General features: G+C 35.8%; 28 protein-coding genes. 11 read left to right on the top strand and 17 right to left on the bottom strand.

Annotated features, from left to right (window positions below; translation table 11 throughout):
* Positions 1–3: 3 nt before the first annotated feature.
* From GS03_RS10030 to GS03_RS09995, 8 genes are all read right to left on the bottom strand, one after another.
* The gene (locus GS03_RS10030) at positions 4–2,727 is read right to left on the bottom strand and encodes a PAS domain S-box protein (RefSeq protein ID WP_136152407.1); all 2,724 of its coding nucleotides are present in this window, start codon (positions 2,725–2,727) and stop codon (positions 4–6) included.
* A 16-nt stretch (positions 2,728–2,743) separates the two neighbouring features.
* Entirely contained in the window at positions 2,744–3,289 is a 546-nt protein-coding gene (locus GS03_RS10025; RefSeq protein WP_136153100.1) for a helix-turn-helix domain-containing protein, read from the bottom strand.
* Between the two features lie 104 nt (positions 3,290–3,393).
* Positions 3,394–3,954: a helix-turn-helix domain-containing protein gene (locus GS03_RS10020; protein ID WP_136152406.1), complete on the bottom strand. Its 561-nt coding sequence runs from the start codon at positions 3,952–3,954 to the stop codon at positions 3,394–3,396.
* 119 nt (positions 3,955–4,073) lie between these two features.
* Positions 4,074–4,415: a cupin domain-containing protein gene (locus GS03_RS10015; protein ID WP_136152405.1), complete on the bottom strand. Its 342-nt coding sequence runs from the start codon at positions 4,413–4,415 to the stop codon at positions 4,074–4,076.
* Positions 4,416–4,586: 171 nt separating this feature from the next.
* Entirely contained in the window at positions 4,587–4,781 is a 195-nt protein-coding gene (locus tag GS03_RS10010; RefSeq protein ID WP_136152404.1) for a hypothetical protein, read from the bottom strand.
* A gap of 183 nt (positions 4,782–4,964) precedes the next feature.
* Positions 4,965–5,363, bottom strand: coding sequence for a hypothetical protein (locus GS03_RS10005; protein ID WP_136152403.1), 399 nt, complete (start codon positions 5,361–5,363; stop codon positions 4,965–4,967).
* 206 nt (positions 5,364–5,569) lie between these two features.
* Positions 5,570–6,622 carry a proline iminopeptidase-family hydrolase gene (locus GS03_RS10000; protein WP_136152402.1) on the bottom strand — a complete coding sequence of 351 codons (1,053 nt, stop codon included), beginning with the start codon at positions 6,620–6,622 and terminating at the stop codon, positions 5,570–5,572.
* An 87-nt stretch (positions 6,623–6,709) separates the two neighbouring features.
* The gene (locus tag GS03_RS09995) at positions 6,710–8,488 is read right to left on the bottom strand and encodes an AMP-dependent synthetase/ligase (RefSeq protein ID WP_136152401.1); all 1,779 of its coding nucleotides are present in this window, start codon (positions 8,486–8,488) and stop codon (positions 6,710–6,712) included.
* 119 nt (positions 8,489–8,607) lie between these two features.
* Between GS03_RS09995 and GS03_RS09990 the strand changes: the two genes are divergently transcribed.
* Positions 8,608–10,533 (top strand): LTA synthase family protein, encoded by a 1,926-nt coding sequence (locus GS03_RS09990; protein ID WP_136153099.1) that lies wholly within the window; start codon positions 8,608–8,610, stop codon positions 10,531–10,533.
* A gap of 105 nt (positions 10,534–10,638) precedes the next feature.
* Here the strand turns inward: GS03_RS09990 and GS03_RS09985 are convergent, their stop codons facing one another.
* A complete protein-coding gene (locus tag GS03_RS09985; RefSeq protein WP_136152400.1) occupies positions 10,639–11,031 on the bottom strand; it encodes an SRPBCC family protein in 393 nt (130 codons plus the stop codon).
* A gap of 51 nt (positions 11,032–11,082) precedes the next feature.
* Positions 11,083–11,724: an orotate phosphoribosyltransferase gene (pyrE, locus tag GS03_RS09980; RefSeq protein WP_136152399.1), complete on the bottom strand. Its 642-nt coding sequence runs from the start codon at positions 11,722–11,724 to the stop codon at positions 11,083–11,085.
* 7 nt (positions 11,725–11,731) lie between these two features.
* Here pyrE and GS03_RS09975 point away from each other — a divergent pair, with 7 nt between their 5' ends.
* From GS03_RS09975 to GS03_RS09940, 8 genes are all read left to right on the top strand, one after another.
* A complete protein-coding gene (locus tag GS03_RS09975) occupies positions 11,732–12,334 on the top strand; it encodes an NUDIX hydrolase (protein ID WP_136152398.1) in 603 nt (200 codons plus the stop codon).
* 29 nt (positions 12,335–12,363) lie between these two features.
* Complete coding sequence (locus tag GS03_RS09970; RefSeq protein WP_136152397.1) at positions 12,364–12,792, top strand: DUF1801 domain-containing protein; 429 nt, start codon at positions 12,364–12,366, stop codon at positions 12,790–12,792.
* A 17-nt stretch (positions 12,793–12,809) separates the two neighbouring features.
* Positions 12,810–13,175: a DUF2200 domain-containing protein gene (locus GS03_RS09965; RefSeq protein ID WP_136152396.1), complete on the top strand. Its 366-nt coding sequence runs from the start codon at positions 12,810–12,812 to the stop codon at positions 13,173–13,175.
* A 27-nt stretch (positions 13,176–13,202) separates the two neighbouring features.
* Complete coding sequence (locus tag GS03_RS09960) at positions 13,203–14,549, top strand: DEAD/DEAH box helicase (RefSeq protein ID WP_136152395.1); 1,347 nt, start codon at positions 13,203–13,205, stop codon at positions 14,547–14,549.
* A gap of 142 nt (positions 14,550–14,691) precedes the next feature.
* Entirely contained in the window at positions 14,692–15,579 is an 888-nt protein-coding gene (locus GS03_RS09955; RefSeq protein ID WP_136152394.1) for a TIR domain-containing protein, read from the top strand.
* Positions 15,580–15,755: 176 nt separating this feature from the next.
* Complete coding sequence (locus GS03_RS09950) at positions 15,756–16,184, top strand: hypothetical protein (RefSeq protein WP_136152393.1); 429 nt, start codon at positions 15,756–15,758, stop codon at positions 16,182–16,184.
* Positions 16,185–16,243: 59 nt separating this feature from the next.
* Positions 16,244–16,702, top strand: coding sequence for a DinB family protein (locus GS03_RS09945; RefSeq protein ID WP_136152392.1), 459 nt, complete (start codon positions 16,244–16,246; stop codon positions 16,700–16,702).
* A 40-nt stretch (positions 16,703–16,742) separates the two neighbouring features.
* Positions 16,743–17,444, top strand: coding sequence for a VIT1/CCC1 transporter family protein (locus GS03_RS09940; RefSeq protein ID WP_136152391.1), 702 nt, complete (start codon positions 16,743–16,745; stop codon positions 17,442–17,444).
* A gap of 25 nt (positions 17,445–17,469) precedes the next feature.
* Here the strand turns inward: GS03_RS09940 and coaD are convergent, their stop codons facing one another.
* Genes coaD through GS03_RS09925 form a run of 3 tightly spaced genes read right to left on the bottom strand, consistent with a single transcriptional unit; the run spans position 17,470 to position 19,521 of the window.
* Complete coding sequence (gene coaD, locus GS03_RS09935) at positions 17,470–17,931, bottom strand: pantetheine-phosphate adenylyltransferase (protein WP_136152390.1); 462 nt, start codon at positions 17,929–17,931, stop codon at positions 17,470–17,472.
* On the bottom strand, positions 17,932–18,543 hold the full coding sequence (locus GS03_RS09930; protein ID WP_136152389.1) for a zinc ribbon domain-containing protein: 612 nt from the start codon (positions 18,541–18,543) through the stop codon (positions 17,932–17,934).
* 3 nt (positions 18,544–18,546) lie between these two features.
* Positions 18,547–19,521: a D-alanine--D-alanine ligase gene (locus tag GS03_RS09925; protein WP_136152388.1), complete on the bottom strand. Its 975-nt coding sequence runs from the start codon at positions 19,519–19,521 to the stop codon at positions 18,547–18,549.
* Positions 19,522–19,614: 93 nt separating this feature from the next.
* On the opposite strand from GS03_RS09925, the gene GS03_RS09920 reads away from it, so the two are divergent.
* Both GS03_RS09920 and GS03_RS09915 read left to right on the top strand, forming a co-directional pair.
* Positions 19,615–20,232 (top strand): PASTA domain-containing protein, encoded by a 618-nt coding sequence (locus GS03_RS09920; protein ID WP_136152387.1) that lies wholly within the window; start codon positions 19,615–19,617, stop codon positions 20,230–20,232.
* A complete protein-coding gene (locus GS03_RS09915; protein ID WP_136152386.1) occupies positions 20,222–21,268 on the top strand; it encodes an RluA family pseudouridine synthase in 1,047 nt (348 codons plus the stop codon). The genes GS03_RS09920 and GS03_RS09915 overlap by 11 nt, the downstream gene beginning before the upstream one ends.
* A gap of 54 nt (positions 21,269–21,322) precedes the next feature.
* Here the strand turns inward: GS03_RS09915 and lgt are convergent, their stop codons facing one another.
* The 4 genes from lgt to folE all read right to left on the bottom strand — a co-directional run bounded on the left by lgt (position 21,323) and on the right by folE (position 24,854).
* A complete protein-coding gene (gene lgt, locus GS03_RS09910) occupies positions 21,323–22,228 on the bottom strand; it encodes a prolipoprotein diacylglyceryl transferase (RefSeq protein ID WP_136152385.1) in 906 nt (301 codons plus the stop codon).
* Between the two features lie 69 nt (positions 22,229–22,297).
* Positions 22,298–22,540 carry a membrane protein insertion efficiency factor YidD gene (yidD, locus tag GS03_RS09905; protein WP_136152384.1) on the bottom strand — a complete coding sequence of 81 codons (243 nt, stop codon included), beginning with the start codon at positions 22,538–22,540 and terminating at the stop codon, positions 22,298–22,300.
* Positions 22,541–22,598: 58 nt separating this feature from the next.
* Positions 22,599–24,077: a cysteine--tRNA ligase gene (cysS, locus tag GS03_RS09900; RefSeq protein WP_136152383.1), complete on the bottom strand. Its 1,479-nt coding sequence runs from the start codon at positions 24,075–24,077 to the stop codon at positions 22,599–22,601.
* A gap of 105 nt (positions 24,078–24,182) precedes the next feature.
* Positions 24,183–24,854 (bottom strand): GTP cyclohydrolase I FolE, encoded by a 672-nt coding sequence (gene folE, locus GS03_RS09895; RefSeq protein WP_136152382.1) that lies wholly within the window; start codon positions 24,852–24,854, stop codon positions 24,183–24,185.
* Positions 24,855–24,918 lie beyond the last annotated feature (64 nt).

The following is a 24,918-nucleotide window of genomic DNA, read 5'->3' as shown; positions in this document are numbered from 1 at the left end:
AACTTATTTTTTTAAATGGATTAATTCATTTTCTAATTCTACAAACGATTGTAAGCATACTTTTTCAAGTTCTGTGACCAAATCATTTAACTCTTCCGACAGTTCTAATTTTTCGGCATAATCCTGAATCTTTTTAGCCAGTTCTTCATATTGCACATTGATGCCCATTATGGCAAAAGAAGGTATTATTTTGTGTGCGGTGGCTTTTAATAATGGCCAATCTTTATCCCGGAAACTTTGCTTCATCGAGAGCAGTAATGGCGGTGTTTGTTTTAGATATACCTGTATCATTTCGGTCATTAATTTCGGGTTGGCTTTGGTGAGTTGTGTCAGATAACTCAAATCCACATATTTTATGGTTTGGGTTTGTCTGTTACCTTTGATTTCATTTTCGATTATGGCGATTGGTTTTTTTATAAAGGTGATTAATTTGCTGTATAACAAACGCTCGTCAACCGGTTTCGAAATATAATCGTTCATGCCAACGGCTTTGCATTTGGCCACATCAACCGTAGTTACATCAGCGGTTAAGGCTATGATAGGCAAGGTTAGTTTCATCGTTTGTCTGATATATTCGGTGGCTTCAAAGCCATTCATCTCGGGCATTTGCAAGTCCATTAGAATAATATCATACTTGTTTTTTTGCAGCTTTTCAACGGCAATTTTGCCATTGGCAGCAATTTCACATTCGAAACCAAAATCGTCCAGCAGCGTTTTCATTAGCAACTGATTTAGTTCCATGTCTTCTACGACTAATATTTTGGTGTCTTTTATTTCGGTATCGATTTCGAAAATTTCGGGTTCTAATACGGTTTCAACATGGGTTTTATCAAAATAGAGCATAAAGCTAAAAGTAGAGCCATTGCCAATTGTACTTTCTACTTCAATTGTTCCATTTTGAGCTTCTACTAATTGTTTTACAATGGCTAGTCCTAAACCGGTTCCGCCAAATATTCGGGAAGTTCCGCTGGTTGCCTGTTGAAAGTTTTCAAATATTTTATCTGTTTTGGTTTCGCTAATGCCAATGCCGGTATCAGCTACCGAAAATCGTATGGCTACATCGTCATCGGTTTCAGAAACCAATTTTACACTGATTGTTATTTTTCCTATGCTTGTGAATTTAACAGCATTACTAACTAAATTCAGTATGATTTGATGTAAACGCACCGGATCGCCGACTAAAACCTCAGGAATAGTGGCATCATAATGTGTAACTAATTTTAAGTTTTTCTCCTGAATCTTAGTTTCAAAGAGATGCAACATCGCTTTTATGGATAGCTTTAGTTTGAAAGGTGTTTTTTCAAAAGTCATTTTTCCGGCATCGACTTTGGCTAAATCGAGAATGTCATTGATAAGTACAATTAAGGCATCGCCACTCATTTTAATAGCAGTAAGGTATTCTTTTTGTTTGGCGGTCAGTTCGGTTTTGAGCACCACTTTGGTAAATCCGATGATGGCATTCATTGGAGTCCGAATTTCGTGACTCATATTCGACAAGAACTGTTGTTTAGATTTTACCGCTTCATTGGCTTTCGTAGTCGCTGCTTCTGCTATAATTTTGGCTTCTTCAGCAATAGAGGATGCCAGTTCGGCAAAAGTTTTGGCTTCAATTAATTCTTTTTCCGCCTTTTTTTGTTCGGTGATATCCCGAGCCACTACAACGGCACCAATAATATTTCCTTTTTCATCTTTATAAACAGAGCCGTTAAACAGTACATGAACCAATTCGCCATCGGTAATGACTAGTGGATAATCGATGATAAATCCTTTATCAAAAACTTCTTTGTATACTTTTTTTGCTTTTTCAGGTTCTGTAAAATAATCAAAAAAATCGGATCCAATTAGTTCTTCTTTTGAAACGCCGGTTACCCTGACAGAAGCTTGATTCGTATCGGTAATTTTTCCCTTGGGGCTTATGGTAAACAAAGGATCCCGACTGGCTTCGATAAGACTTAACGAATATTGCGAAGCTACTTTTAAGGAGTAATTATAGGCTTCGAGTTCTTTGTTTTCGGAAACCCGTTTTTCTTTTTCCTGATTTTGAAAATCAAGCTCTTTATCGGCTATTACCAATTCATCTGCCCGATCTTGCTTTTCTCCGGTTTGAAATAATAATTCTTTGTTGGCAATGATTAATTCGGCTGCCCGTTTTTCTTTTATTTTGTTTTGGTATTCCAATTCTTTGTTGGCGATGAGTAATTCCTCTGCGCGTTTTTCTTTTTCGCTGTTTTGGTGTTCGAGTTCTATATTGGCAATGGCTAATTCAGCGGCGCGTTTTTCTTTTTCGGCATTTTGAAAAGCCAGTTCTTTATTGGCAACCACCAGTTCGGCCGTAGTTTTCTTTTGTTCGGTGATGTCAATAAAGGAAGTATGTATGCATTCCGTTTCACCTAATTTCATGACTTGAATGGAAATGAGAAACCAAAAGGATTTTCCTTTTTTATTTTTGAGACTGATTTCGATATTGTCTAAAACCTCGGTGCTTTTTAACTGTAAAGTTATTTTCTCGCGAATTTCAGGTGCAATGATTCCCAATTCTGTTGACGTTTTTCCCATGATTTCGGCTTTAGTATAGCCAAAACAATGCAGAAACGATTTGTTCACATAGAGAAAGCGAGACGTTTTTGCATCGGTAAAAGTCATACCAATAGCGCTGTTTTCAAACATTTCAAAAAACAAATCCGTTGGATTGTCAGGTAAAGTTTCCGATAGTTCGGTTTTGTTCATAGGTTTTATATTAAGATTAATTACCCAATTCTTCAATGGGGCTTCTTCTTTTGTCTTTTAATGCTTTGAAATGGGAAGGCGATAAGCCGGTTACTTTTTTGAATTGAGTGGATAAATGTGCCACACTGCTGTAGTTCATTTTCCAGGCAATTTCAGTAATATTCAGCTCATCATAAATAATCAATTCTTTGATGCGTTCTACTTTGTGTAAAATCAAAAATTGCTCTATGGTAGTGCCTTGTACTTCTGAAAACAAGTTGGCGAGATAGGTATAATTTTGATTTAATTTTTCACTCAAATGCTCCGAAAAAGTTATTTTGATAGGCTCATCAGCATAGTGAATCATTTCGATGATTACATTTTTTATCTTTTCAATCATTATTGCTCTTTTGTCATCCATCAGTTCTAAACCGGATTCAAACAAGTTCGCTTTTAATAGTGCTTTCTTTTCTTCAGAAATGTCTTCCATGATCTCTACCACACCCAAATCTACAATGATAAAGTGAAGACCTAATTTTTTGAGTTCGTCTTTAACCATCATTTTGCAGCGGTTACTGACCATGTATTTTATGTAGAGTTTCAAAATAGTTTGTTTAGACTGTTTAGTCAAAGGTGTGTTTTTAAATCAAATACCTATTGTATAATATTGGAATTAAATGATATAATTCACACATCATCTAAGTTGATACGCTTTTTGTCTTTAAGGTTTTTGAAAAAGGTAGGTGTTAGTCCTGTTACTTTTTTAAATTGGGTGGATAAATGCGAGACACTACTGTAATTCATTCGGTATGATATCTCGGTGAGGTTGAGTTCATCATAGAGCAGCAGTTCTTTTACTTTTTCTATTTTGTGGGCAATGATATAGTGTTCGATGGTAACCCCTTTAACTTCAGAGAAGATATTGGCCAGATAAGTGTAATCATAGTCCATCATTTTGCTGATGTATTCGGAGTAGTTTACTTTGGGCAACTCATCATTGTAATGGATCATCTCAGTGATGACAATTTTTATTTTTTCAATCAGCATAGCCTTTTTATCGTCCATCAATTCTAAACCCGATTCCAATAAAGCAGCTTTTAATTTGGCTCGTTGTTCGTTGCTAAGATCTTCCATTATTTCGACCACACCAAGCTCAACAGAAGTATGATGTAGTCCTAAATTTTTTAATTCTTCCTTGACTAACATTTTACAACGCAGACTAACCATATACTTAACGTAGAGTTTCATTTTTTTGAAGTTCATTTGAAAAGCACTTTAGTGTGCTCCCAACATTAAACTCGGAGTTTTACCTTTTTTTCATTTGCAATGAAATTTTTCAGCAACAATATAATTATGAAGATTACTATTTAATCTTCATAACCACTTTTAATGATAGTGGAAATCATTTTGAATTGTTCGTTGGCATTGAAACTATGGCGCGCATGAGCCGGAATTATAATACCTTCTCCTAATCCAAGTTTGTGTTTTTGGTTTTTAATGATAATCTCTGCCGCTCCGTGAATAATTTGAATGTAATTATCATAAGGAGATGTTTTTTCGGCAAGCTCTTCGCCGGCATCAAATGAGGAGGCAGTAATATTACCCGTCGTTTTTTTGATAATAGTTTTGCTTACCACGGCGTTGGGTATGTATTGAATAATTTCAACGATAATGTGCGATTTAGATTTTTCAATTTCTGAAGTATCCATGATTTTTGTTTAGGTATATATTATATAACAATTTCACAAAAATGGTTTTATTCATGATATAATTATCTGTTAAAGGTAGTCTCTTTAAAATGGTTATTATCCCATAATTGAGTAAATGATTTTTTATTTTCGTATCGTAATATAAAAGACAAGAGATATGCTTTTTATATCCTACGATTCATCCTTTGTAGTACGCACTAAACTGATACCTGATGCAAAGAAAATTATGCCTAAGGCACCATAGATAATAAGTGTTTTAATATCTCTTGTGCTTTCTGTTGCTGTCAGGAAAACCTGTGCTGCATAAATAAGACTTATGATTCCAAGTAAGGTAAGTAAGGCTCCAAATATTCTTTTAAGATTCATGATTTTTTATTTAAAATTAGTTAGCCTTTTTTGTTGTATAAGGCAACCTCAAAGGTTATTCTTTTAAATAACCTAAACTTCTATAATAATTTTATTTAATTGTATAATTCACACATTTAGGCAAACAAAAAACGCCCGAGAACTTAATCCCGGACGTTTTCACACTATGAAAATTATTATGTACTACTTCATTTTTCCATTGACCATTGCAACGGCAGCACCAACACCTGTAGCCAATACCATTCCGGCAACTATGTCAATTGCCATTAGTTTAACGTCAATGGTTTCTTGTGTCATATTCATGAAGAACCAACTGCACATTCCCATTAGAACGGAAATACCAAGTGCCATTTTAATTCCGGCAGCCATGTTTGAAATTCCTTCACCTTGTGAAAAAACCCAGGAGATTAAAAATCCGAAAGACATGCATCCCAAGAAAATAAACAGCATGTTTTCTGCTGGACCATCACATGCGCTTTTTGGAAAAGTGTCTTTAAGCAGCATTCCGTAAACTACCCATCCTAATAAGAAGTCTACAATACCACCTACAATTCCGCCGACAATAAAGTTTTTTACATTCATAATTAAAAGTTTTATTGGTTAATGAAATAAAATTACCCATTATTAAACAATTGTTAAAAATTAACATAATTAATTATTAACTATTTAAAAATGAGGATTGTTAATAACCTATTTAATAAACTATTATGAATTTTTGGTATAAACGGAATGCAAAAAGCTTCCTGAAAAATGGCAGGAAGCTTTGCTGTGAATGAGATTAGTAAGCATTATGATTTTTTAAAATTGCCGCTGTCGACATCTTTCAAAAAGGAAATTACACCCGGAAAATAATGTTCCTGATCATCGTACTGCGAACAATGGCTTCCGTTTGGACAATATAAAAAGCGCCCGTTTTGGACTTCTTTGGATATCCATTCCATATGTTTTGGATCCATCGTATCATATTTTGCGCCGATAACCAAGGTTGGAATCGTAAGCGTTTTTAGTTTTGAAGTGATATCCCAATCTTTTAAAGTAGCATCACCTGTAATTCCGAATTCACTTGGACCTTGCATAAACACATACACATCCGGATTTAAATGCTTGAAAGCACGGTTTATAGATTCCGGCCATTGTTCAACAGGTTTTCTCAATATGTGTTCTGAATAATAATATTTATACAACAATTCCATGTATTTTGGATTTGTATAATCCTTCTTTGCTTCAAACTCTTTGATTTGTGCAAATACTTCTTTAGGAAGCATTGGTCCCAGAACATCTTCAGCATATTTGTTATAAGCCGGAGCACTTGCCATCATATTAGCAATGACTAATCCTTTTAAGTTCTTCTGATATTTTAAAGCGTATTCCATGGCAAGGATTCCGCCCCAGGATTGTCCCATTAAATAGAAGTTAGAATTGTCTAATTTCAATGCTTTGCGCACTTGTTCAACTTCATCAACAAAGCGGTCAATCGTCCATAAACTATTGTCAGTAGGCTGGTCGCTGTAGTAGGAACCTAATTGGTCGTAATAAATGTATTCAATGCTTTCATTAGGGAAATAGCCATCAAAACTTTCAAAGAATTCGTGCGTTCCGCCCGGACCGCCATGTAATAAAAGGACTTTTATTTTGGGATTGTTACCAACACGTTTTGTCCAGACATTGAATTTGCCAATTGGAGTAGTGATTGGAATCATTTTGATTCCACCGGTTGCCTGATCATCACTTTTGGAGTAATCCAGATAGTTGGCTTTTGTAGTGTCTTCTGTTTTACTTTCTTTGCAGCCTGAAAATAAAATTATCAATAACAAGCTGCTTACAATTGTTCTAATTTTCATGTTCTAAAGGATTTATTCCGCTGCGCTCCATACAATTGCTTCGCCTATTCAGCTAAAGCTTCGAGTCGGCAGCGCCTTGGGTTAAGATTAGTTTGAGTCGTATATTTTATGGAATAAATTGATATATTTTTCCATGACAACTTTACGCTTCAGCTTCATAGTTGGTGTTAAATGTCCGGCTGGTACGGTCCATAAATCCGGAGTTAACTCAAACTTCTTGATTTTTTCCCAGTTTCCGAATTTTTCATTAATGGTATCAACTTCCTGTTGAATTCGTTTAATGACTTCATCGTTTGCTATAATTTCTTCGTTGGTTGTTCCAATGTTTGTTTTGTGCAGTTTTGCCCATTCTTTTACGAATTCAAAATTGGGTTGAATAAAGGCAGCAGGCATTTTTTGTCCATCGCCAATGACCATGATTTGCTCAATAAAACGCGATTGTTTCATGGCGTTTTCAAGTAACTGCGGCGCAATATATTTTCCGCCCGATGTTTTGAACATTTCTTTTTTACGGTCTGTAATTCTGAGAAAACCATCGGCATCAATTTCTCCAATATCACCGGTGTGGAAATATCCGTCAACAATAGCTTCTTTGGTTAAGGTTTCGTCTTTGTAATAACCCATCATCACATTCGGTCCTTTGCAAAGGATTTCGCCATCGGCAGCGATTTTTACTTCTACATTTTGTATAATCCTTCCGGCAGTCCCAATTTTGAAACCTTTGTTTCTCAAATCATTTACCGATATAACAGGTGAGGTTTCAGACAGACCATAACCTTCCATTACATAGATTTCTGCCGCTGCAAATATTCGGGCTAAACGCGGCTGTAAGGCTGCACTCCCGTTAACAATCAAATCTAATTTTCCGCCCAAACCATCTTTCCATTTGCTGAAAATAAGCTTGCGCGCGATTTTTAATTGAAACTCATACCAAAAGCCATTGACTCCATATGGCTCATATTTCAATCCGATTTCAATTGCCCAGAAAAACAGTTTCTTTTTAATTCCGGTCAGTTCCGAACCTTTGGCAATAATCTTGTCATAGACTTTTTCAATAAGTCTGGGAACGCCTGTCATTACGTTAGGATGGACTTCCTTTATGTTATCAGATATCTTTTCAATCGATTCGCCAAAATAGATAGCCACGCCATAATACTGATAAATGTAAGTCACCATTCGTTCATAAATATGGCAGATAGGCAGGAAGCTCAACGCACGACTTTTTCCCGCGTCAAATGGAATGCGTTCGGCACTGTCTAAAACATTTGAAACGATATTGTTGTGTGAAAGCATTACGCCTTTTGGTTTTCCGGTTGTTCCCGAAGTATAAATTATTGTGGCTAATTCTAGAGGTGCAATATTATTTTTTCGTTCTTCAACTTCATTCTGATTGCTTTCGTCTTTTCCTAATTCAAGTAATTCCGACCAGTTTTTGCATCCGGTAATTTCATTGAAAGAATACACTTCTTTGAGTTTTGGAACATTATTTTTAATAAAATTCAATTTACCCAAAACTTCTTCATCCGAAACAAAGCAATAAATAGCTTCCGAATGATTCAAAATATACTCATAATCAGTTTCTGAAATGGTTGGATATATCGGAACTGTTTGCGCTCCGGTTTGTAAAATTCCAATATCCATAATATGCCATTCTGTCCTGTTATTAGAAGAAATGATGGCAATCTTATCGTTTTTCTGAACTCCCAAACGCAGCAAGGCTCTCGAAATAATGTTGGCTTTTTCAAGATATTCTTTAGTTGAGGTTTTAACCCATTGTCCGTTATGTTTAGTAACTAATGCATCCTGAAGATTGTATTTTTCAAGTTGATGGTAAGGAAAGTCAAAAAGTCTCGAGATTTGAGTCATTGTACTGCTAATTTTAATGCAAATTAATTAATATTAGTGTCATGCACAATATTAATTCAAAATATGCAGCATTTACCACCGAAATATGTAGTTTTGTTTCCTTTAATTTTATGCTGAAAATGAAAAAATACCCGCGTATTGAAGAGTATAAAGTGTTAGCCATTAGAATTCTATTGGCTTATGTTTTTTACTCCATAGCCAGAATTTTATTCTATGTATATAACAGTTCTTTAATAAAAGTTGACAGCGTAATAGATTTTCTGAAACTGTGTTTCCACGGTTTGGCTTTTGACACCACAACCATTTTGTATGTCAATGGTTTGTTTATTCTGGCTTCCATAATTCCGGTGCTTTATAACTCCAAGAAAAACTATCAAAAGGTACTTTTCTACTTGTATTTCATTCCGAATTTACTAGCGTATTCAGCCAATTTTATTGATTTTATTTATTACCGCTATACTTTTAGCAGAAGTACAAGAGCATCGCTTGATACGCTTGAAAATGAGAGTAATAAGATGCTTTTGCTTTTTGATTTTCTGCTTAATTATTGGCATGTGTTTTTATTGTTTTTTGCGCTTTCTTTTATCTGGATTTTGCTATATAAAAAAACCAAAGTGCATCACAAAGCAGAAACGCCAAATATCAAATACTTTGCTACATCAATATTTAGTTTTTTATTAATCGTGACACTTTGTATTGGTGGGATACGTGGTGATTTCAAGAAAAGCACACGACCAATTAATATTCTCGATGCCAGCAGATTTGTTACTAATGTGTCGCAGTCAGATATTGTTTTGAATACGCCATTTGCCATTATCAGAACCTGGAATACCAATACGTTTAAGAAAGTAAATCTGATTTCCAAGGCGCAGGTTGATAGTTTATTGATGCCAATAAAGCAATACAAAAACAATCCGCAGACCAAACCGAATATCGTTATTTTTATTCTGGAAAGCTTTGCACGAGAATACAATGGTGCGTTCAATAAAGGAACAAAAATCCCGGATTATGAAGGCTACACGCCCTTTGTAGATTCGTTATCGCAGCACAGTTTGATTTTTACCAATGCGTATGCCAATGGCTGGAAATCAATACACGGCGTTTCCTCTGTAATTGCGGGAATTCCGTCGTTTCAGAATGCGTTTACGTCATCGCCTTATCCAAAACAAAAAATAGAATCGCTGGTTTCGACTTTAAAAAGTGAAGGTTATGACACTTCTTTTTTTCATGGTGCACCCAATGGTTCGATGGGTTTTCTTGGTTTCGGAAACATCTTAGGTTATGACCATTATTATGGCAAAACAGAATATAATAATGATGCCGATTTTGATGGCGTTTGGGGAATTTGGGATGAGCCTTTCTTCCAATATTTCAACAAAACCTTATCGCAGAAAAAGCAACCTTTTATGGCGACTTTGTTCTCAGTTTCTTCGCATGAGCCATACAAAGTTCCCGAGAAATATGCCGGTAAATTTCCAAAAGGAAAAGTAAATATCAATGAAAGTATTGGCTACACTGATTATGCATTAAAGCAGTTTTTTGCTGCAGCCAAAAAGCAATCGTGGTACAAAAACACCATATTTGTTCTTGTTGCCGATCACGGAAATACTATTGCTTACGATGAATATAAAAAGGAATTCAATAAACATACAGTTCCGATTTTGTTCTTTTCACCAAATGAGAAATATGTTGGTGTGAATACGGATTGGGCACAGCAAATAGATATTTACCCAACGCTGTTAGATATGATAGGGTATCAGAAACCTTTTAGAAGTTGGGGCAGAAGCCTGATTAACGAAAAAAAGGTCGCGCCATTTGTGGTTAAATACGGTTCGAATATGTACCAATTTATGAGCGGCGATTATATCTGCACCTTTGATGGTAAGAAAGCGATTGGGTTTTATGATAAGGATGACAAAGCAATGGAACACAACTTAATTTCAAAACGAAATGCCGCTATGGATTTACTGGAGTTAAGATGTAAAGCATTCGTTCAAGATTATATGGAGAGAGTGATTGACAAACGATTGACGACAGTTAAATAGATTTAATTTTTAACCACAAAAGAATCAAAAGGTTTCAAAAGTCACAAAGAGCTTTGTGTCTTTACTTTTCTTTGTGTCTTTTGTGTTTCATCTTTGGAACTCCAATTATAGCTTATTCATATTCTCCGCCAACGTCTCAATAAACTTTGAAATTGGCCCTTTAATCATCATTGCCATCATTGGGTTAAAATCACCTTCAAAATGTAATTGCACTGCGCTTTGAGCATCAGAAATGGCATCAATGTTAGCCGTTAAAGTAAATGGTAATTTATCACTGGCTGCAGCCAAAACTACTTTAGAATGAGGTGTTTTGTCCTTCATCTTCAATTTGATTTCCGGCATTCCTTTTAGACCAAAGTTGAAAATATCATCACCCAAAACTTCAAATTTGGCAATATTCTCGGGCATTAGTTTTTCAAAGTTTTTTACATCCGATAAAGCATCAAAGATGTGTTGTGCTGATTTTGCTACGGTAACTTTTGGACTTTCTAAGTTCATTTGGTTATTCGGTTATTTGGTTATTTGGGAGACTTATCCCTTTTTACTTAATTAAACATTCCACGTCGACGGACTTTCTCGCCATTCCTGTAATGTTTTCAATTCTTTTTCGGTGATATAATTTTTGGCAACAGCCAATTCTAGTAAATGATTGTAATCGGCCAGCGTGTGTAAATCGACATTTGCTTTTTTGAAATTCTCAACGGCAGCATCAAAGCCATACGTAAAAATTGCGACCATTCCTTTGACATGTGCTCCGGCTTCTTTCAAAGCTTCAACGGCAATCAAACTACTGTTTCCGGTGCTGATTAAATCTTCAACTACAACAACGTTTTGCCCTTTTTGCAAAAATCCTTCCACCTGATTTTGTCTTCCGTGTTTTTTTGGTTCCGGACGAACATAAACAAAAGGCAATCCCATGTATTCCGCTACAAGCATACCAATTCCAATCGCTCCGGTAGCTACTCCTGCAATTACGTCAGGTTTGCCAAATTCTTTCTCAATATGTTTAGAAAATTCTTCCCGTACAAAATTTCTTATCGCTGGGAATGAGAGTATTAGTCGGTTATCGCAGTAAATTGGAGAATTCCAACCCGATGCCCACGTAAAAGGATTTTTTGGATTCAATTTAATTGCATTTATTTGTAAAAGCAATTCGGCTGTTTTTTCGGCTGTGTCTTTATTAAAAATCATAGTACAAATGTATAAAGTTTTTGTCAACGATAAACCACTTTTTTTAACCAACGAAATCGCTAAAGAGACCGATTTTCAGTTGTTTTTGTTGGAAAGCATTGATATTGAGCAACTCATCATCAAAATGTTTCAAAACAAAATTCAAAAGGCATCCTTGTATTATCCTGATGAAAAAGCCATTCTGAAAAAACTAAAAGAAAAAATTCCGGTTTGCAAAGCTGGCGGCGGTTTGGTTTTCAACAAAAATGGCGATGTTTTATTCATTTTCAGAAACGGAAAATGGGATTTGCCAAAAGGCGGCATCGAAAGAGGAGAAGATATTGAAGATACCGCAATGCGTGAAGTAGAAGAGGAAACCGGCGTTGATAAATTAGCGATTACCCGAAAACTTCAAAAAACCTATCACATTTTTAAACGCAACGGAAAGTATAAACTCAAAGTCACGCATTGGTTTGAGATGCAGACTAAATTTGACGGAATACCATTTCCGCAAGCCAATGAAGGTATCGAAAAAGCGGTTTGGCTCAATCCGGAGCAAATAAAAGAAGCGTTGAAAAACTCGTATGAGAATATCAAATTATTATTCGAAGAAGAAAGACTTTTAAAATAGTGTTCAGTCTTTAGTAATCAGTAAGCATAATGAGTGTACAAGAACAAATAAAAGCGTATATCAGCAGCCAACCTGAGCCAAAAAGCAGCGACATGCAAACCCTGCATAACATTATGCTGCAGCTAAAGCCAGAATGTAAATTATGGTTCCTGGATGGCAAAGACGATAATGGTAAAATTGTTTCTAATCCCAATATTGGCTATGGATTTCAAACCATGAAATATGCTAATGGAGAAACCAGAGACTTTTATCAAATTGGTGTCAGTGCCAATACAACTGGAATCTCGGTCTACATAATTGGTCTCGAAGACAAGACGTATTTAGCCAAAACCTACGGAGACAAAATTGGCAAGGCGAGCGTGACCGGCTATTGCATTAAATTCAAAACGCTGGCAGCTGTAAACATTCCTGTTCTTGAAGCGGCAATACGAGATGGTTTTGAAGCAACAGGTAATTAAACTAAATTACGATTCAAATGAATGATACCAGCCATCACGATGAACGCATAGCAAAAATGACCTTCGCTTCGGTATATCCACATTATATCACAAAAGTGGAAAAGAAAGGAAGAACAAAAGAAGAACTGCATCAGGTAATTTTTTGGTTAACGGGTTATGATGATAATAGCCTGCAAAAAGTGATTGATGAAAAGCATACTTTTCAAGACTTCTTTCAAAATGCTACTATGCATCCTAATGCGCATCTCATCACCGGCACTATCTGTGGCTATAGAATAGAAGAAATTAAAAATCCCTTGACGCAACAAGTACGATACCTGGATAAATTGGTAGATGAATTGGCAAAAGGACGCCAAATGGATAAAATTTTGCGGACTATTTAGACCAATACTTTTGTCTACCTTTGCGGCATGTATAAAAATCCACATTCCAACAACTTATTACTGAATTTAGGCATTGATAGTCTAAACGAAATGCAGGAAACAGCCTCGGCTGCCATCTTAAATGATTCCAATGTTTTATTGCTTTCGCCAACAGGTTCAGGAAAAACGCTTGCTTTTTTACTTCCGATTTTTGAAATGCTTAACGAGGATATCAATACCAGAGTGCAATGTCTGATTTTGGTTCCGTCACGCGAATTGGGATTACAGATTGAGCAGGTTTGGAAAAAAATGGGTACCAATTACAAAGTAAATGTCTGCTATGGCGGACATTCCATTGAAACCGAAATCAAGAATTTGTCAAATCCTCCGGCGGTTTTAATTGGAACGCCCGGAAGAATTATGGATCATATTGACAGAGGCACTTTCAAAACAGATTATATTGAAACTTTGGTTCTGGATGAATTTGATAAATCACTGCAGCTGGGTTTTCACGAGCAGATGTCGTTTATTATTTCAAGACTGACTAAAGTCAACAAACGTATTTTGGTTTCTGCAACAGCTGGAATTGAAATTCCAAAATATACTCGGGTAGTTAATCCAACGGTTTTAGATTTTATTCCGAATAACGAAGCCAATGTCAATCTCGATATGAAAATGGTGGTTTCTAAAGAGAAAGATAAAATCAATTCGCTTTTCAATCTGATTTGTTCTTTGAAATCGGAAGCGGCGATTATTTTCTGTAATCATCGTGATGCTGCAGAACGCATTAGCGATACGTTAAACGAAAAAGGAATTTACGCTACCTATTATCACGGTGGCATGGATCAGGACGAACGCGAACGCGCTTTGATTCAGTTCAGAAACGGCAGCATGCCTTATTTGATTACTACCGATTTGGCCGCACGTGGTTTGGATATACCCGAAATGAAACACGTCATTCATTATCATCTGCCTTCAAAGGAAGACGAATTCACACACCGAAACGGACGAACAGCCCGAATGTTAGCTACCGGAACCGCTTATATCATTGCCCACGAAAGCGAAAAGAAAATGGAGTATCTTGATTACAGCATGAAAGTGTTGAATGTTGATAATTCCACAACGCTACCAAAACCACCCGAATTCCAAACGATTTACATCAGTGGAGGCAAGAAAAACAAACTGAACAAGATTGATATTGTTGGCTTCTTTTCCCAAAAAGGAAAACTCGAAAAAGGCGATTTGGGATTAATTGAAGTAAAGGATTTCATTTCGTTTGCCGCGGTAAAATCCAAAAAAGTAAAAGACTTACTAAACGCCATTCGTGACGAGAAAATGAAAGGCAAAAAGTTTAAGATTGAAGTCGCGCGAAAAGTGATTAAGAAAGAGGAGTAGGGAAGTACTCGGTTGCAGTTTACGGATAATTCGTAATAAATTTATATATTAGCTGAATTAGGAATGATAGTAATCATACCTATAGACTAGTTGTGTGCAAGCTTAAGAACCGTGCGTAAAACAGAAAGAATATCTAAAAAATATGGTACAAAAAAAAACAATACAAACTGCGATTACTACTAGTAAACTCATCATTAGTAAAGAAGAGTTTAAAACGCAAATTAATGATAGAATTGACAAAGGAAAAACTCTTTTAGATTATTCTGTAAAAGTCGTATCAACAAGTATTGATAGCAGAAGAAAACCTTATGCAAAATATGACGAAACAGAACAACAAAATTTTATTTCTGAATATAATAAATGGAAACAATTTAATATAGAATTACTCAAACGTTCATTTGATTTTGCGGACAATGAATATTTAAAAGAATATGAAAAAGCAGAGTATTCCGTTTGGTCAGATTGGGTAAAAGAACGCAAACAGGATATTCAACGACAAATTACAATATTTGAAAGCATAATTGAAAGGTTACCTTTAATTCCAACAAATTTTGATGACAAAATTGTAGTTACAGAAAAAAAAATATCAACTAATAAAATCTTTATTGTTCATGGTCATAACAATGAAATTAAACAAATAGTAGCAAGAACTATCAGCAAATTAAAACTTGAACCAATTATTCTACACGAACAGATAGAACAAGGAAAAACAATAATTGAGAAGTTTGAGAAAAATAGTTCTGATGTAAATTTTGCGATTATTCTTTTAACTGCGGATGATGAAGGAAAAGCTAAAAATGAAACTGATTTTAAAACTCGAGCAAGACAAAATGTTGTTTTTGAAATGGGGTATTTTATTGGAAAATTGGGACGAGAAAGAGTGTTTTTGTTATTAGAAGATGGAGTTGATAAACCAGGAGATTTAGATGGAATAGTCTACATACCGATTGATAAAACTGAAGGTTGGAAATTAAAACTTGTTAGAGAATTAAAAGCAGCAGGATATATTGTAACTGCTGATGATTTATAATGAAAATAAAGCCAGCACACAACAGCCGTTTGTCGCAATGGCTTGTGCCTATTTTCCGTAAACAGAAAATCGAGCGCCGGAAATTTTTATATCTTTACACCTAACCGTTAAGCTTGTCGCCACTGACGACAAGCGGCGGAAAGTTAGCAGCAATACAAACACTACAAATTTAATATATGGATGATTTTTTAAAAGAAATGACCACCGTCAAATGGTGGATAAGTGTAGCTTTAGTAGGTATACTTCTAAATGTTTTTAGTTCATATTTAAAAAAAGGCATAGACAATTTTTTTGGAAAAATATCAAATCGAGTTAGACAGAGAAATGCCAAAAAGGAAAAAGAAAGAAGTGAATTGATGGAATTTTTAAAAGCAAACCCAAGCGAGCGGTATATGATAGGTATAGAAGAATTGAGGTGCAGAATAAGATCCGTTTCATTTTTATTATTTTCTTTTATGATGTGTTTTTTCAGCGAATTATTTCCCGAGTTCATCATCCAAATTTCATGTCTTATTTTTGCTTTTATAATATTATTGTTCGGTATGGTTGAACATAATACTGCAAGTAATAAATCTAGTATTTTAGAAGACTTAAAGAAAAAGTAGAAAAGTACTGCTACTAACAGCGGTTTGGCGCAAGCTGAAAATTACTCAAAAGGAAGTCGATGCAAGAAAATAAATTAATCAAAAAACTATTCGAAGATCTCTTTGAAGGCAATCCATGGCTTGATGTAACTATATTGGGAACGCTTAAAAATGTAACAGCAGAAAAGGCTTCGGGAAAGTTTCCGCCAATTTCAAACTCCATTTGGGAAATTGTAAATCATCTTATTGATTGGAGATTAAACGTATTGCAACGCGTTCAGGGAAAAGTGCTGATAACTCCAAATGATAATTATTTTAAACCTGTAAAAGATACTTCGCAGGCTGCCTGGGAAAAAACGATAGAAAGGCTGCAGGAATCACAAGAAAAGTGGCTTACTTTTCTGGAAGAAATGAATACCAATACATTTTCTGATATTTATCCAACGAATACCATGACGTATTATGAACATATTCACGGCATCATACAACATGATGCTTATCATTTGGGACAAATCAGTCTTTTAGTTAAATGTGTTTAGTTGAATAACGAACGTTAAACAACATTTGTAAAATATATATATGATTACAATTGACAATTATTTAGACAGTCATTACATACACAGAAGCAATTGGCTAAGAGCTGCAGTGTTAGGAGCAAATGACGGAATTATATCTATTTCCAGTCTTGCAATTGGAGTTTCTGCAGCAAGTGCTACAAGGGAACCAATTATTTTAGCTACTGTCGCAGGGCTTGTAGCCGGAGCTTTATCAATGGCTGCCGGTGAATATGTTTCGGTAAGTTCGCAAACGGATATCGAAAAAGCTGACATTGAACGAGAAATTCAGGAACTGAAAGATATGCCGGAAGAGGAGTTAAAAATATTGGCTCAAATCTTTGAAAAAAGAGGTTTGAAAAAAGAAACTGCGATGCAGGCAGCAATTGAGTTGAGTGAGAAAGATGCTTTGGGAACACATATAAGAGAAGAATTAGGCATCAATGAAATTAGTCAGGCTAACCCTATTCAAGCTGCTTTCGCTTCAGGAGCATCATTTACAGTAGGTGGTTTTTTACCGCTTTTGGTTATACTCTTTGCACCTGTAAAAAGTATGGAGTATTGGCTTTATGGTTTTACGATTTTGTTTTTAATTATTTTAGGAACAATATCGGCAAAAACTGGCGGTTCCAGTATCATTAAAGCGATTTTAAGAATTACGATTTGGGGTACAATTGCTATGGGATTATCAGCTTTTGTTGGCTATTTATTCGGTGTGAAAGTTTAATTGACCAACAAAACTGCGTCTAACACTATTTTTTAACCACGACACTCTCCGGCACTAAAACCGTATAATCGCCACCATTCCGAATAACATCACGAACAATGCTTGAGGAAATATAAGATGTTTTGGAAGCGGTTAAAAGAAAGACCGTTTCAATTTTTGACAATCTTCTGTTGGTGTGCGCAATCGCTTTTTCGAACTCAAAATCTGCCGGATTTCGCAAGCCACGAAGGATAAAATCAGCATCTAATTTTCGGCATAAATCAATCGTCAAACCTTCATAGGTAATCACTTTTACTTTTGGTTCGTCTTTGAAGGATTCTTCGATAAACTTTTTTCGTTCTTCGAGTGAAAACATATATTTTTTATCGGCGTTGATACCAATGGCTACAATCACTTCATCAAAAAGCGAAATGCCTCTTTTGATAATATCATAATGACCATTTGTAATTGGGTCAAACGAACCTGGGAAAACGGCTTTTCTTTTCATCTACTTGCGTGTTATGGAAATGATACTGTCTTTTTTGTACAAATCCTGAATTTTTTGACGTGTATAAATTCCTTTTTTGTTGGTGTAATACTTATCATTCGTAATTGAAAAAACTTTGGTGTATTTATAAACCGAAGTATCATTCAGCGTATAATAAACATTAGTCTTATCTACTTTATCAATTCGCAATGTTGTGTAATTGCCTGAAGTAAAATTTAAAAAATAAACATCTCCTTTTTTGGGATTATTTATATAATCTCCTTCAACGACATCATGCCTGCCGGATTGCCAAAAAGCCCAACAGAAAAACAAAGTTATGATAATTAATCCTGAAAATGCCCAAATAGGCGTGCGGATTGGATAGCGGTCTTTTACACGGTTGAGTTTTGTATCAATTGCTTTTGTGAATTCTTTATCTTCATAAAGGTAACCACAGTTTTCACAACCAACAGTTGTTTTCTTTTTTAATGGAATAACCGGAATAAAATAAAGATGGAAATACTTCTGAAGGAAGTTATATTCCATATCGCTTTCTTCCTCGCAATAGTCACAGTGAATGTTGGTTAACATTCCTTTTTTTATGGATTTTGATCTGACGCCGTAGAAAAACATAGCTTATTTTTGTAAAGCTAATTCAATGGAGTTGGTAAACAAATCCTCCAGTGAAATACCCGCAGCTCTTGCTTGTTGCGGAATCAAGCTTTCGGTTGTCAATCCCGGAATGGTATTCATTTCCAACATAAAGGGTTCTCCGTTTACAATTATAAATTCGCTTCTCGAAAAGCCACTCATTTTTAAAATGGTATAGGCTTTTTTGGCAACAGCCCGAATTTTTTCGGCAATGTCTTCAGAGATTCTGGCTGGTGTGATTTCCTGAGATTTTCCAAGATATTTGGCTTCGTAATCAAAGAAATCATTTTCGGAAACAATTTCCGTAATAGGTAAAACTACGGTTTCTCCTTTGTAATTTATGACACCAACAGAAACTTCGGTGCCATCAAGAAAGCTCTCGATGATTATTTCGTTGTCTTCTTTATACGCATTGGCAATGGCAGGCAAAAGCTCGTCTTTGGTTTTTACTTTACTGATTCCAAAACTGGAACCCGATTTGTTTGGTTTTACAAAACAAGGCAATCCCACTTTTTCCAGAATTTCATCCTGTTTGATTTCGTCACCAAGATTTAAATAATAAGATGTCGCCGATTTTATACCATAAGGTTTTAAAACCGATAATAAATCACGTTTGTTAAAGGTCAATGCTGCCTGATAATAATCACAGGAGTTTTGCGGAATTCCAAGCAATTCAAAGTAAGCCTGCATTAGTCCATCTTCGCCAGGCGTTCCGTGAATGGCGTTAAACACGCAATCGAAGGTGATTTTTTCATTGTTTACCGTAACCGAAAAGTCGTTTTTGTCTATCGGGAATTCGGCATCATTGTCATCAACATAAACCCATTTTTCTTTAAAAATATGGATGCGGTATCCTTTGAATTTTGTTTTATCTAAATTTTGATAAACTACATTTCCGCTGGTTAACGATATTTTGTATTCGCTGGAATAACCGCCCATGATGATGGCAATTTTTTTCATTTGTAATATATGTTAGGTTAAACAAAATTATCATTTTTTTCGAAACGAAAAACCTTTATGTTTTTTATATCTTTGTGCAAATTAAATTTCTTTATGAGTTTACGAAAGTATTTAACCAGTCGCGTTTTTTTTCTCCAAATTCTTGCCTCGATGGCAATTGTTACCGGAATCGCCTATTTATTTTTTCATTGGATAACATATACCACACATCACGGACAGGAAATTACCGTTCCTGATTTAGCCCGACTTTCTGCAGAACAGGCAGAAGAAAAATTAAGTGCTGTCGATTTAGATTATATAATCCTTGACACCGTTGATTTCAAACCTGATTTTCCAAAGCTGACTATTGTTGAGCAGGAGCCAAAGGCAGGTGCGAAAGTAAAAGAAGGCAGAAAGATTTATATTAAAATAAACGCTTCAAAATATACGATGGTTTCCGTGCCCGATTTGATTGAGAAAACGTATCGTCAGGCTGTGCCAACACTTGAAGCTATAGGTTTATTAGAAGGAACGATTACTTATAAACCTTATTTAGGTAAAGACATGGTTCTTGAATTGCGTCAAAACGGAAAGAAATTAAAAGCGGGTGACAAAGTCCTGAAATCATCCAAAATTGATTTGGTTCTTGGCGACGGGAAAATTACTTATGAAGAAACTGTTGATTCTACGGTTGTAGATTCTGTTGAAATGCCACCTTTAGATGGACAATAATATTGATAATACTCCCGAATTAGAAGACGAAGAATTATTCGAACACCACCGACATGTTGCTGACAAAGGGCAATCGTTGTTGCGTGTCGATAAATTCCTGATGCAGTTGGTTGCCAATGCTACGCGGAATAAAATTCAGAAAGCCGCGGATGATGGAAACATTTGGGTAAATGATGTTCCGGTAAAGTCGAGTTACAGAGTCAAGCCTTTTGATGTGGTTCGTGTGATGCTGGCTCATCCGCCATTTGAAAACTTAATCCTTCCCGAAAACATTCCGCTTGATATTGTTTATGAAGATGATTCGTTGTTGGTTATCAATAAGCCACCTGGACTGGTTGTTCATCCCGGACACGGAAATTATACAGGAACATTGGTAAACGCTTTGGCTTTTCATTTTGAAAACCTGCCAAAAAATTCCAGCGACAGACCCGGATTGGTGCATCGAATTGATAAAAACACTTCCGGACTTATGGTCGTTGCCAAAACAGAGCAGGCGATGACACATCTGGCAAAGCAATTTGAAGATAAAACTTCGGAACGTGAATACATTGCGTTGGTTTGGGGTAATGTAAAAGAAGACGAAGGAACCGTTGAAGGCAATATTGCAAGACACGTGAAAGACAGAATGCAAATGGCTGTTTTTCCTGAAGGCGATATAGGAAAACACGCGGTTACTCATTATAAAGTTTTGGAGCGTTTTGGTTATGTTACTTTGGTTTCCTGCAAATTGGAAACAGGAAGAACACATCAAATTCGTGTGCACATGAAATATATTGGACACACTTTATTTAATGACGAGCGTTATGGTGGCGATTTGATTCTGAAAGGAACCACATTTACCAAATACAAGCAGTTTATTGATAATTGCTTTAAGACGTTGCCAAGACAGGCGTTGCACGCAAAAACATTGGGATTTACGCATCCGGTAACAAAAGAATTTATGTCATTTGATACCGAATTGCCACAAGACATGCAGGATTGCATTGAGAAATGGCGCAATTATGCTAAGACTGGTTTGACAGAAAGTGAAGAATAGAAGAATAAAAAAAAACTCAATTAAATTGAGGTTTTTTGTTATATAAATTTGAAATTATTCCATCGGTTTTTCGGCAACGAATAAATAATAAATCCCGACTAATATAAAAGGAATACTCAACCATTGTCCGGTTGAAAGCAATCCAAAAGTATCTTCAATTCCGCCCTGGCTTTCTTTTACATATTCAACAACAAATCGAACTGACCAAAGCAGTATTAGGAAATAACCAAACAGTAATCCATGCTTTTCAGCAGTTTTAGTTTTCCAATACAAGAAAAACAGAATCAAAAACACAAAAACATAAGCAAAGGCTTCATACAATTGTGCCGGATGTTTTGCCGGAACTTTTTCTAAAAGTGAAGCGTATTTTGGGTCGTTTACCAATGCGTGATAAGCATCGTTTACATTGGAAATCTTAGTAGCATTAACAACGTCTTTCGAAGAATAGTAATCTCGAACAAATCGAACTCCGAATTGCGAATCGGTTATTTTACCCACAATTTCAGAGTTGAAAAAATTTCCAATTCGAACAAAAACAGCACCACATGCTACCGGAATAACAACTCTGTCTAACACCCAAAGCAAAGGTCTTTTGATTACTCTTGTACTATAATAATACATGAAAATTATGATGGCAACAGCTGCGCCATGGCTGGCTAAACCCTGAAAACCGGTAAATTCAAATTTTGGAGTAAATCGGAATGGCAGTAAAATTTCTAATAAATTATTTCTGTAATACTCCCAATCGTAGAAAAACACATGGCCTAAACGAGCTCCAAGTAAGGTAGCAATAACGGTCCAGATGAATAATGTGTCTAATTTTTCAAGTGGTTCTTTTTCTCTAACGAAAATATGTTTCATGATGTACCATCCAAGTGCGAAGGCTATGACGAACATCAAGCTGTAAAAACGGATAGTAAAAAAACCAATATTAATTCCTTCTGATGGATTCCAAATCATGATTAGTTGGGTGAGTTAGATTGTAAAAATAAGAATTTGTGCCAAAAGTCTATACAAATTAAGGAAACTTTAATGAGAACATTTTTTTTCGGGAACCGGATCGTAGCCATTCTTTCCCCAAGGATGACAGCTTCCAATTCTTTTTATTCCTAAATAAGTTCCTCTAAATAGACCATGAATTTTTAATGCTTCGATGAAATAGCTGGAGCAGGTTGGTTGAAACCTACAAGTTGCCGGCATCAATGGAGACAGCACAATTTTGTAAAAATAAATAAGTACAAGTAATGGCGCTATGGCAATTTTTTTCAACATTTGATATTAAGAGGAGAATGTCCAGTGGACATTCGGTTATAAATTACTCTAGATTTAATTAAATACTGAAGGTTGTTCCGTCTTTTCCGTCTTTCAATTGAATTCCGAGTGCTAACAACTGATCCCGAATTTGGTCAGACAACGCAAAGTTTTTATTGGCTCTGGCTTCATTTCGCATACCGATTAGCATTTCGACAACACCATCTAATTTTTCTGAATTATCTGCCGCACATTTTTCATCTCTAACGCCAATCACATCAAAAGTGAAAGTGTTTAAAGTGTCGGAAAGCATTTTTAAATCGGCAGCAGTAAGCGTTTCTTTTCCGTCATTTATTAAATTGACAAAACGAATTCCTTCAAATAAATTGGCAATCAAAATCGGCGTATTGAAATCGTCATTCATCGCATCATAGCAAGCCTGTTTCCAAGTTGCAATATCAAGCGTAGAAGCAGCAGCTGGCTGTAAATCTTTTAAAACATCAAGACCTTCCATCAATCGGTTAAAGCCTTTTTCTGCAGCTAAAATTCCGTCGTTGGTAAAGTCAAGTATACTTCTGTAATGTGCCTGCATCATAAAGAAACGTGCCACATTAGGAGAAAAAGCTTTACTCAAAAACGGACTTCCACCTGAATAAATTTCACCCGGAAGTAAATTATTTCCGGTAGATTTCGACATTTTTTTGCCATTCAGATTAAGCATATTGGCGTGCATCCAGTAATTCACCGGACTTTGTCCTGTGCAGGCTTCGTTTTGTGCAATTTCACATTCGTGATGTGGGAATTTTAAATCCATTCCGCCACCGTGAATATCAAAAGTTTCACCAAGGTATTTGGTGCTCATAGCAGTACATTCTAAATGCCAGCCCGGGAAACCAACGCCCCAAGGCGAAGGCCAACGCATAATATGTTCCGGTTCGGCTTTTTTCCAAAGCGCAAAATCCTGTGGGTTTTTCTTATCGCTCTGACCGTCGGTATCTCGAGTATTGGCGAGCATTTCGTCAATGTTTCGGCCACTTAGTTTTCCGTAATGATTGTTCTCATTAAACTTCACCACATCAAAATACACCGAGCCATTTTTTTCATAAGCAAATCCTTTTTCAATAATCTGATTTACGATTTCAATTTGCTCAATGATATGTCCGGTAGCTGTAGGTTCAATGCTTGGTGGAAGAAAATTAAACTGATTTAAAACATCGTGAAAATCGACAGTATAACGCTGTACAATTTCCATTGGTTCGAGTTGCTCAACTCTTGCTTTTTTGGCAATTTTATCTTCACCATCATCCACATCATCTACAATATGACCCACATCGGTAATGTTTCGCACATAGCGGACTTTATATTCTAAATGCAAAAAGTATCTGAAAATCATATCAAACGACATGAACGTTCGAACGTTTCCAAGATGCACATTGCTGTACACCGTTGGGCCGCAAACATACATGCCAATGTTTCCGTCATGCACAGGCTTGAAAACTTCTTTTTCTCCCGAAAGAGAGTTGTATATTTTTAGTTGATGGTTTTTATATAATTGCATAGTTTTTTTAGGAGCTATTTCCGGCTTTTCGTTTCAATCTTTTGTTTTGTCCTTCGACAAGCTCAGGATGACAAAACAAAAGGATTTTCACTACAATCCGGGCTATTAAAATTTGGTGTCTAATTGGATATAATCCAGAAATTCTCTTCTGGTTTGTTCGTCGTTGAATTTACCGCCATATTCAGAAGTTACGGTACTGCTTTCAATATCGCGAATACCACGGGAATTTACGCAAAGGTGTTTGGCATCAATCACGCAAGCCACATCTTCTGTACCTAAAACCTGTTGCAATTCCTGAACAATCTGCATCGTTAAACGCTCTTGGACTTGAGGTCTTTTGGCGTAATAATCTACAATTCGGTTCATTTTTGAAAGTCCGACAACGGTTCCGTTTGAAATATAAGCAACATGCGCTTTACCAATAATTGGCAATAAATGATGCTCACAGGTAGAGTAGAGGGTTATATTTTTTTCGACCAACATTTCACCATATTTATAGTTATTGGCAAAAGTGGAAGCTTTCGGTTTTTTATTAGGATGTAAGCCACCAAAAATTTCTTTGACAAACATTTTAGCGACACGATTTGGTGTTCCTTTTATGCTGTCATCTGTTAAATCCATTCCCAGTGTATGAAGAATATTCTCAACATCTTTTTTTATTAGTTCAATTTTTTGTTCATCGGACAAAGTAAACGCATCATTTCTTACAGGATTTTGAGCACTAGTTGCAATATGATTTTCGCCTAACTCGTCATTAATTTGGTCACTATTTATCATCAAATTCTTTATTAATTTGGGTTTTGAAATTAAAAAACAAAGATAAATAATTATAATTAATCTG

Origin of the sequence: Flavobacterium sangjuense (assembly GCF_004797125.1) — a bacterium.
GTDB classification, from domain to species: Bacteria; Bacteroidota; Bacteroidia; order Flavobacteriales; family Flavobacteriaceae; genus Flavobacterium; species Flavobacterium sangjuense.
The sequence above is the reverse complement of the archived record's forward strand: the minus strand, read 5'-3'. Positions and strand labels throughout refer to the sequence as shown.

What these genes read in the sequence shown, in the direction of transcription:
- GS03_RS10030 (WP_136152407.1), bottom strand. Translation starts at nt 2,727, where the DNA reads ATGAACAAAACCGAACTATCGGAAACTTTACCTGACAATCCAACGGAT.
- GS03_RS10025 (WP_136153100.1), bottom strand. Translation starts at nt 3,289, where the DNA reads ATGGTCAGTAACCGCTGCAAAATGATGGTTAAAGACGAACTCAAAAAA.
- GS03_RS10020 (WP_136152406.1), bottom strand. Translation starts at nt 3,954, where the DNA reads ATGAAACTCTACGTTAAGTATATGGTTAGTCTGCGTTGTAAAATGTTA.
- GS03_RS10015 (WP_136152405.1), bottom strand. Translation starts at nt 4,415, where the DNA reads ATGGATACTTCAGAAATTGAAAAATCTAAATCGCACATTATCGTTGAA.
- GS03_RS10010 (WP_136152404.1), bottom strand. Translation starts at nt 4,781, where the DNA reads ATGAATCTTAAAAGAATATTTGGAGCCTTACTTACCTTACTTGGAATC.
- GS03_RS10005 (WP_136152403.1), bottom strand. Translation starts at nt 5,363, where the DNA reads ATGAATGTAAAAAACTTTATTGTCGGCGGAATTGTAGGTGGTATTGTA.
- GS03_RS10000 (WP_136152402.1), bottom strand. Translation starts at nt 6,622, where the DNA reads ATGAAAATTAGAACAATTGTAAGCAGCTTGTTATTGATAATTTTATTT.
- GS03_RS09995 (WP_136152401.1), bottom strand. Translation starts at nt 8,488, where the DNA reads ATGACTCAAATCTCGAGACTTTTTGACTTTCCTTACCATCAACTTGAA.
- GS03_RS09990 (WP_136153099.1), top strand. Translation starts at nt 8,608, where the DNA reads ATGAAAAAATACCCGCGTATTGAAGAGTATAAAGTGTTAGCCATTAGA.
- GS03_RS09985 (WP_136152400.1), bottom strand. Translation starts at nt 11,031, where the DNA reads ATGAACTTAGAAAGTCCAAAAGTTACCGTAGCAAAATCAGCACAACAC.
- pyrE (WP_136152399.1), bottom strand. Translation starts at nt 11,724, where the DNA reads ATGATTTTTAATAAAGACACAGCCGAAAAAACAGCCGAATTGCTTTTA.
- GS03_RS09975 (WP_136152398.1), top strand. Translation starts at nt 11,732, where the DNA reads ATGTATAAAGTTTTTGTCAACGATAAACCACTTTTTTTAACCAACGAA.
- GS03_RS09970 (WP_136152397.1), top strand. Translation starts at nt 12,364, where the DNA reads ATGAGTGTACAAGAACAAATAAAAGCGTATATCAGCAGCCAACCTGAG.
- GS03_RS09965 (WP_136152396.1), top strand. Translation starts at nt 12,810, where the DNA reads ATGAATGATACCAGCCATCACGATGAACGCATAGCAAAAATGACCTTC.
- GS03_RS09960 (WP_136152395.1), top strand. Translation starts at nt 13,203, where the DNA reads ATGTATAAAAATCCACATTCCAACAACTTATTACTGAATTTAGGCATT.
- GS03_RS09955 (WP_136152394.1), top strand. Translation starts at nt 14,692, where the DNA reads ATGGTACAAAAAAAAACAATACAAACTGCGATTACTACTAGTAAACTC.
- GS03_RS09950 (WP_136152393.1), top strand. Translation starts at nt 15,756, where the DNA reads ATGGATGATTTTTTAAAAGAAATGACCACCGTCAAATGGTGGATAAGT.
- GS03_RS09945 (WP_136152392.1), top strand. Translation starts at nt 16,244, where the DNA reads ATGCAAGAAAATAAATTAATCAAAAAACTATTCGAAGATCTCTTTGAA.
- GS03_RS09940 (WP_136152391.1), top strand. Translation starts at nt 16,743, where the DNA reads ATGATTACAATTGACAATTATTTAGACAGTCATTACATACACAGAAGC.
- coaD (WP_136152390.1), bottom strand. Translation starts at nt 17,931, where the DNA reads ATGAAAAGAAAAGCCGTTTTCCCAGGTTCGTTTGACCCAATTACAAAT.
- GS03_RS09930 (WP_136152389.1), bottom strand. Translation starts at nt 18,543, where the DNA reads ATGTTTTTCTACGGCGTCAGATCAAAATCCATAAAAAAAGGAATGTTA.
- GS03_RS09925 (WP_136152388.1), bottom strand. Translation starts at nt 19,521, where the DNA reads ATGAAAAAAATTGCCATCATCATGGGCGGTTATTCCAGCGAATACAAA.
- GS03_RS09920 (WP_136152387.1), top strand. Translation starts at nt 19,615, where the DNA reads ATGAGTTTACGAAAGTATTTAACCAGTCGCGTTTTTTTTCTCCAAATT.
- GS03_RS09915 (WP_136152386.1), top strand. Translation starts at nt 20,222, where the DNA reads ATGGACAATAATATTGATAATACTCCCGAATTAGAAGACGAAGAATTA.
- lgt (WP_136152385.1), bottom strand. Translation starts at nt 22,228, where the DNA reads ATGATTTGGAATCCATCAGAAGGAATTAATATTGGTTTTTTTACTATC.
- yidD (WP_136152384.1), bottom strand. Translation starts at nt 22,540, where the DNA reads ATGTTGAAAAAAATTGCCATAGCGCCATTACTTGTACTTATTTATTTT.
- cysS (WP_136152383.1), bottom strand. Translation starts at nt 24,077, where the DNA reads ATGCAATTATATAAAAACCATCAACTAAAAATATACAACTCTCTTTCG.
- folE (WP_136152382.1), bottom strand. Translation starts at nt 24,854, where the DNA reads ATGATAAATAGTGACCAAATTAATGACGAGTTAGGCGAAAATCATATT.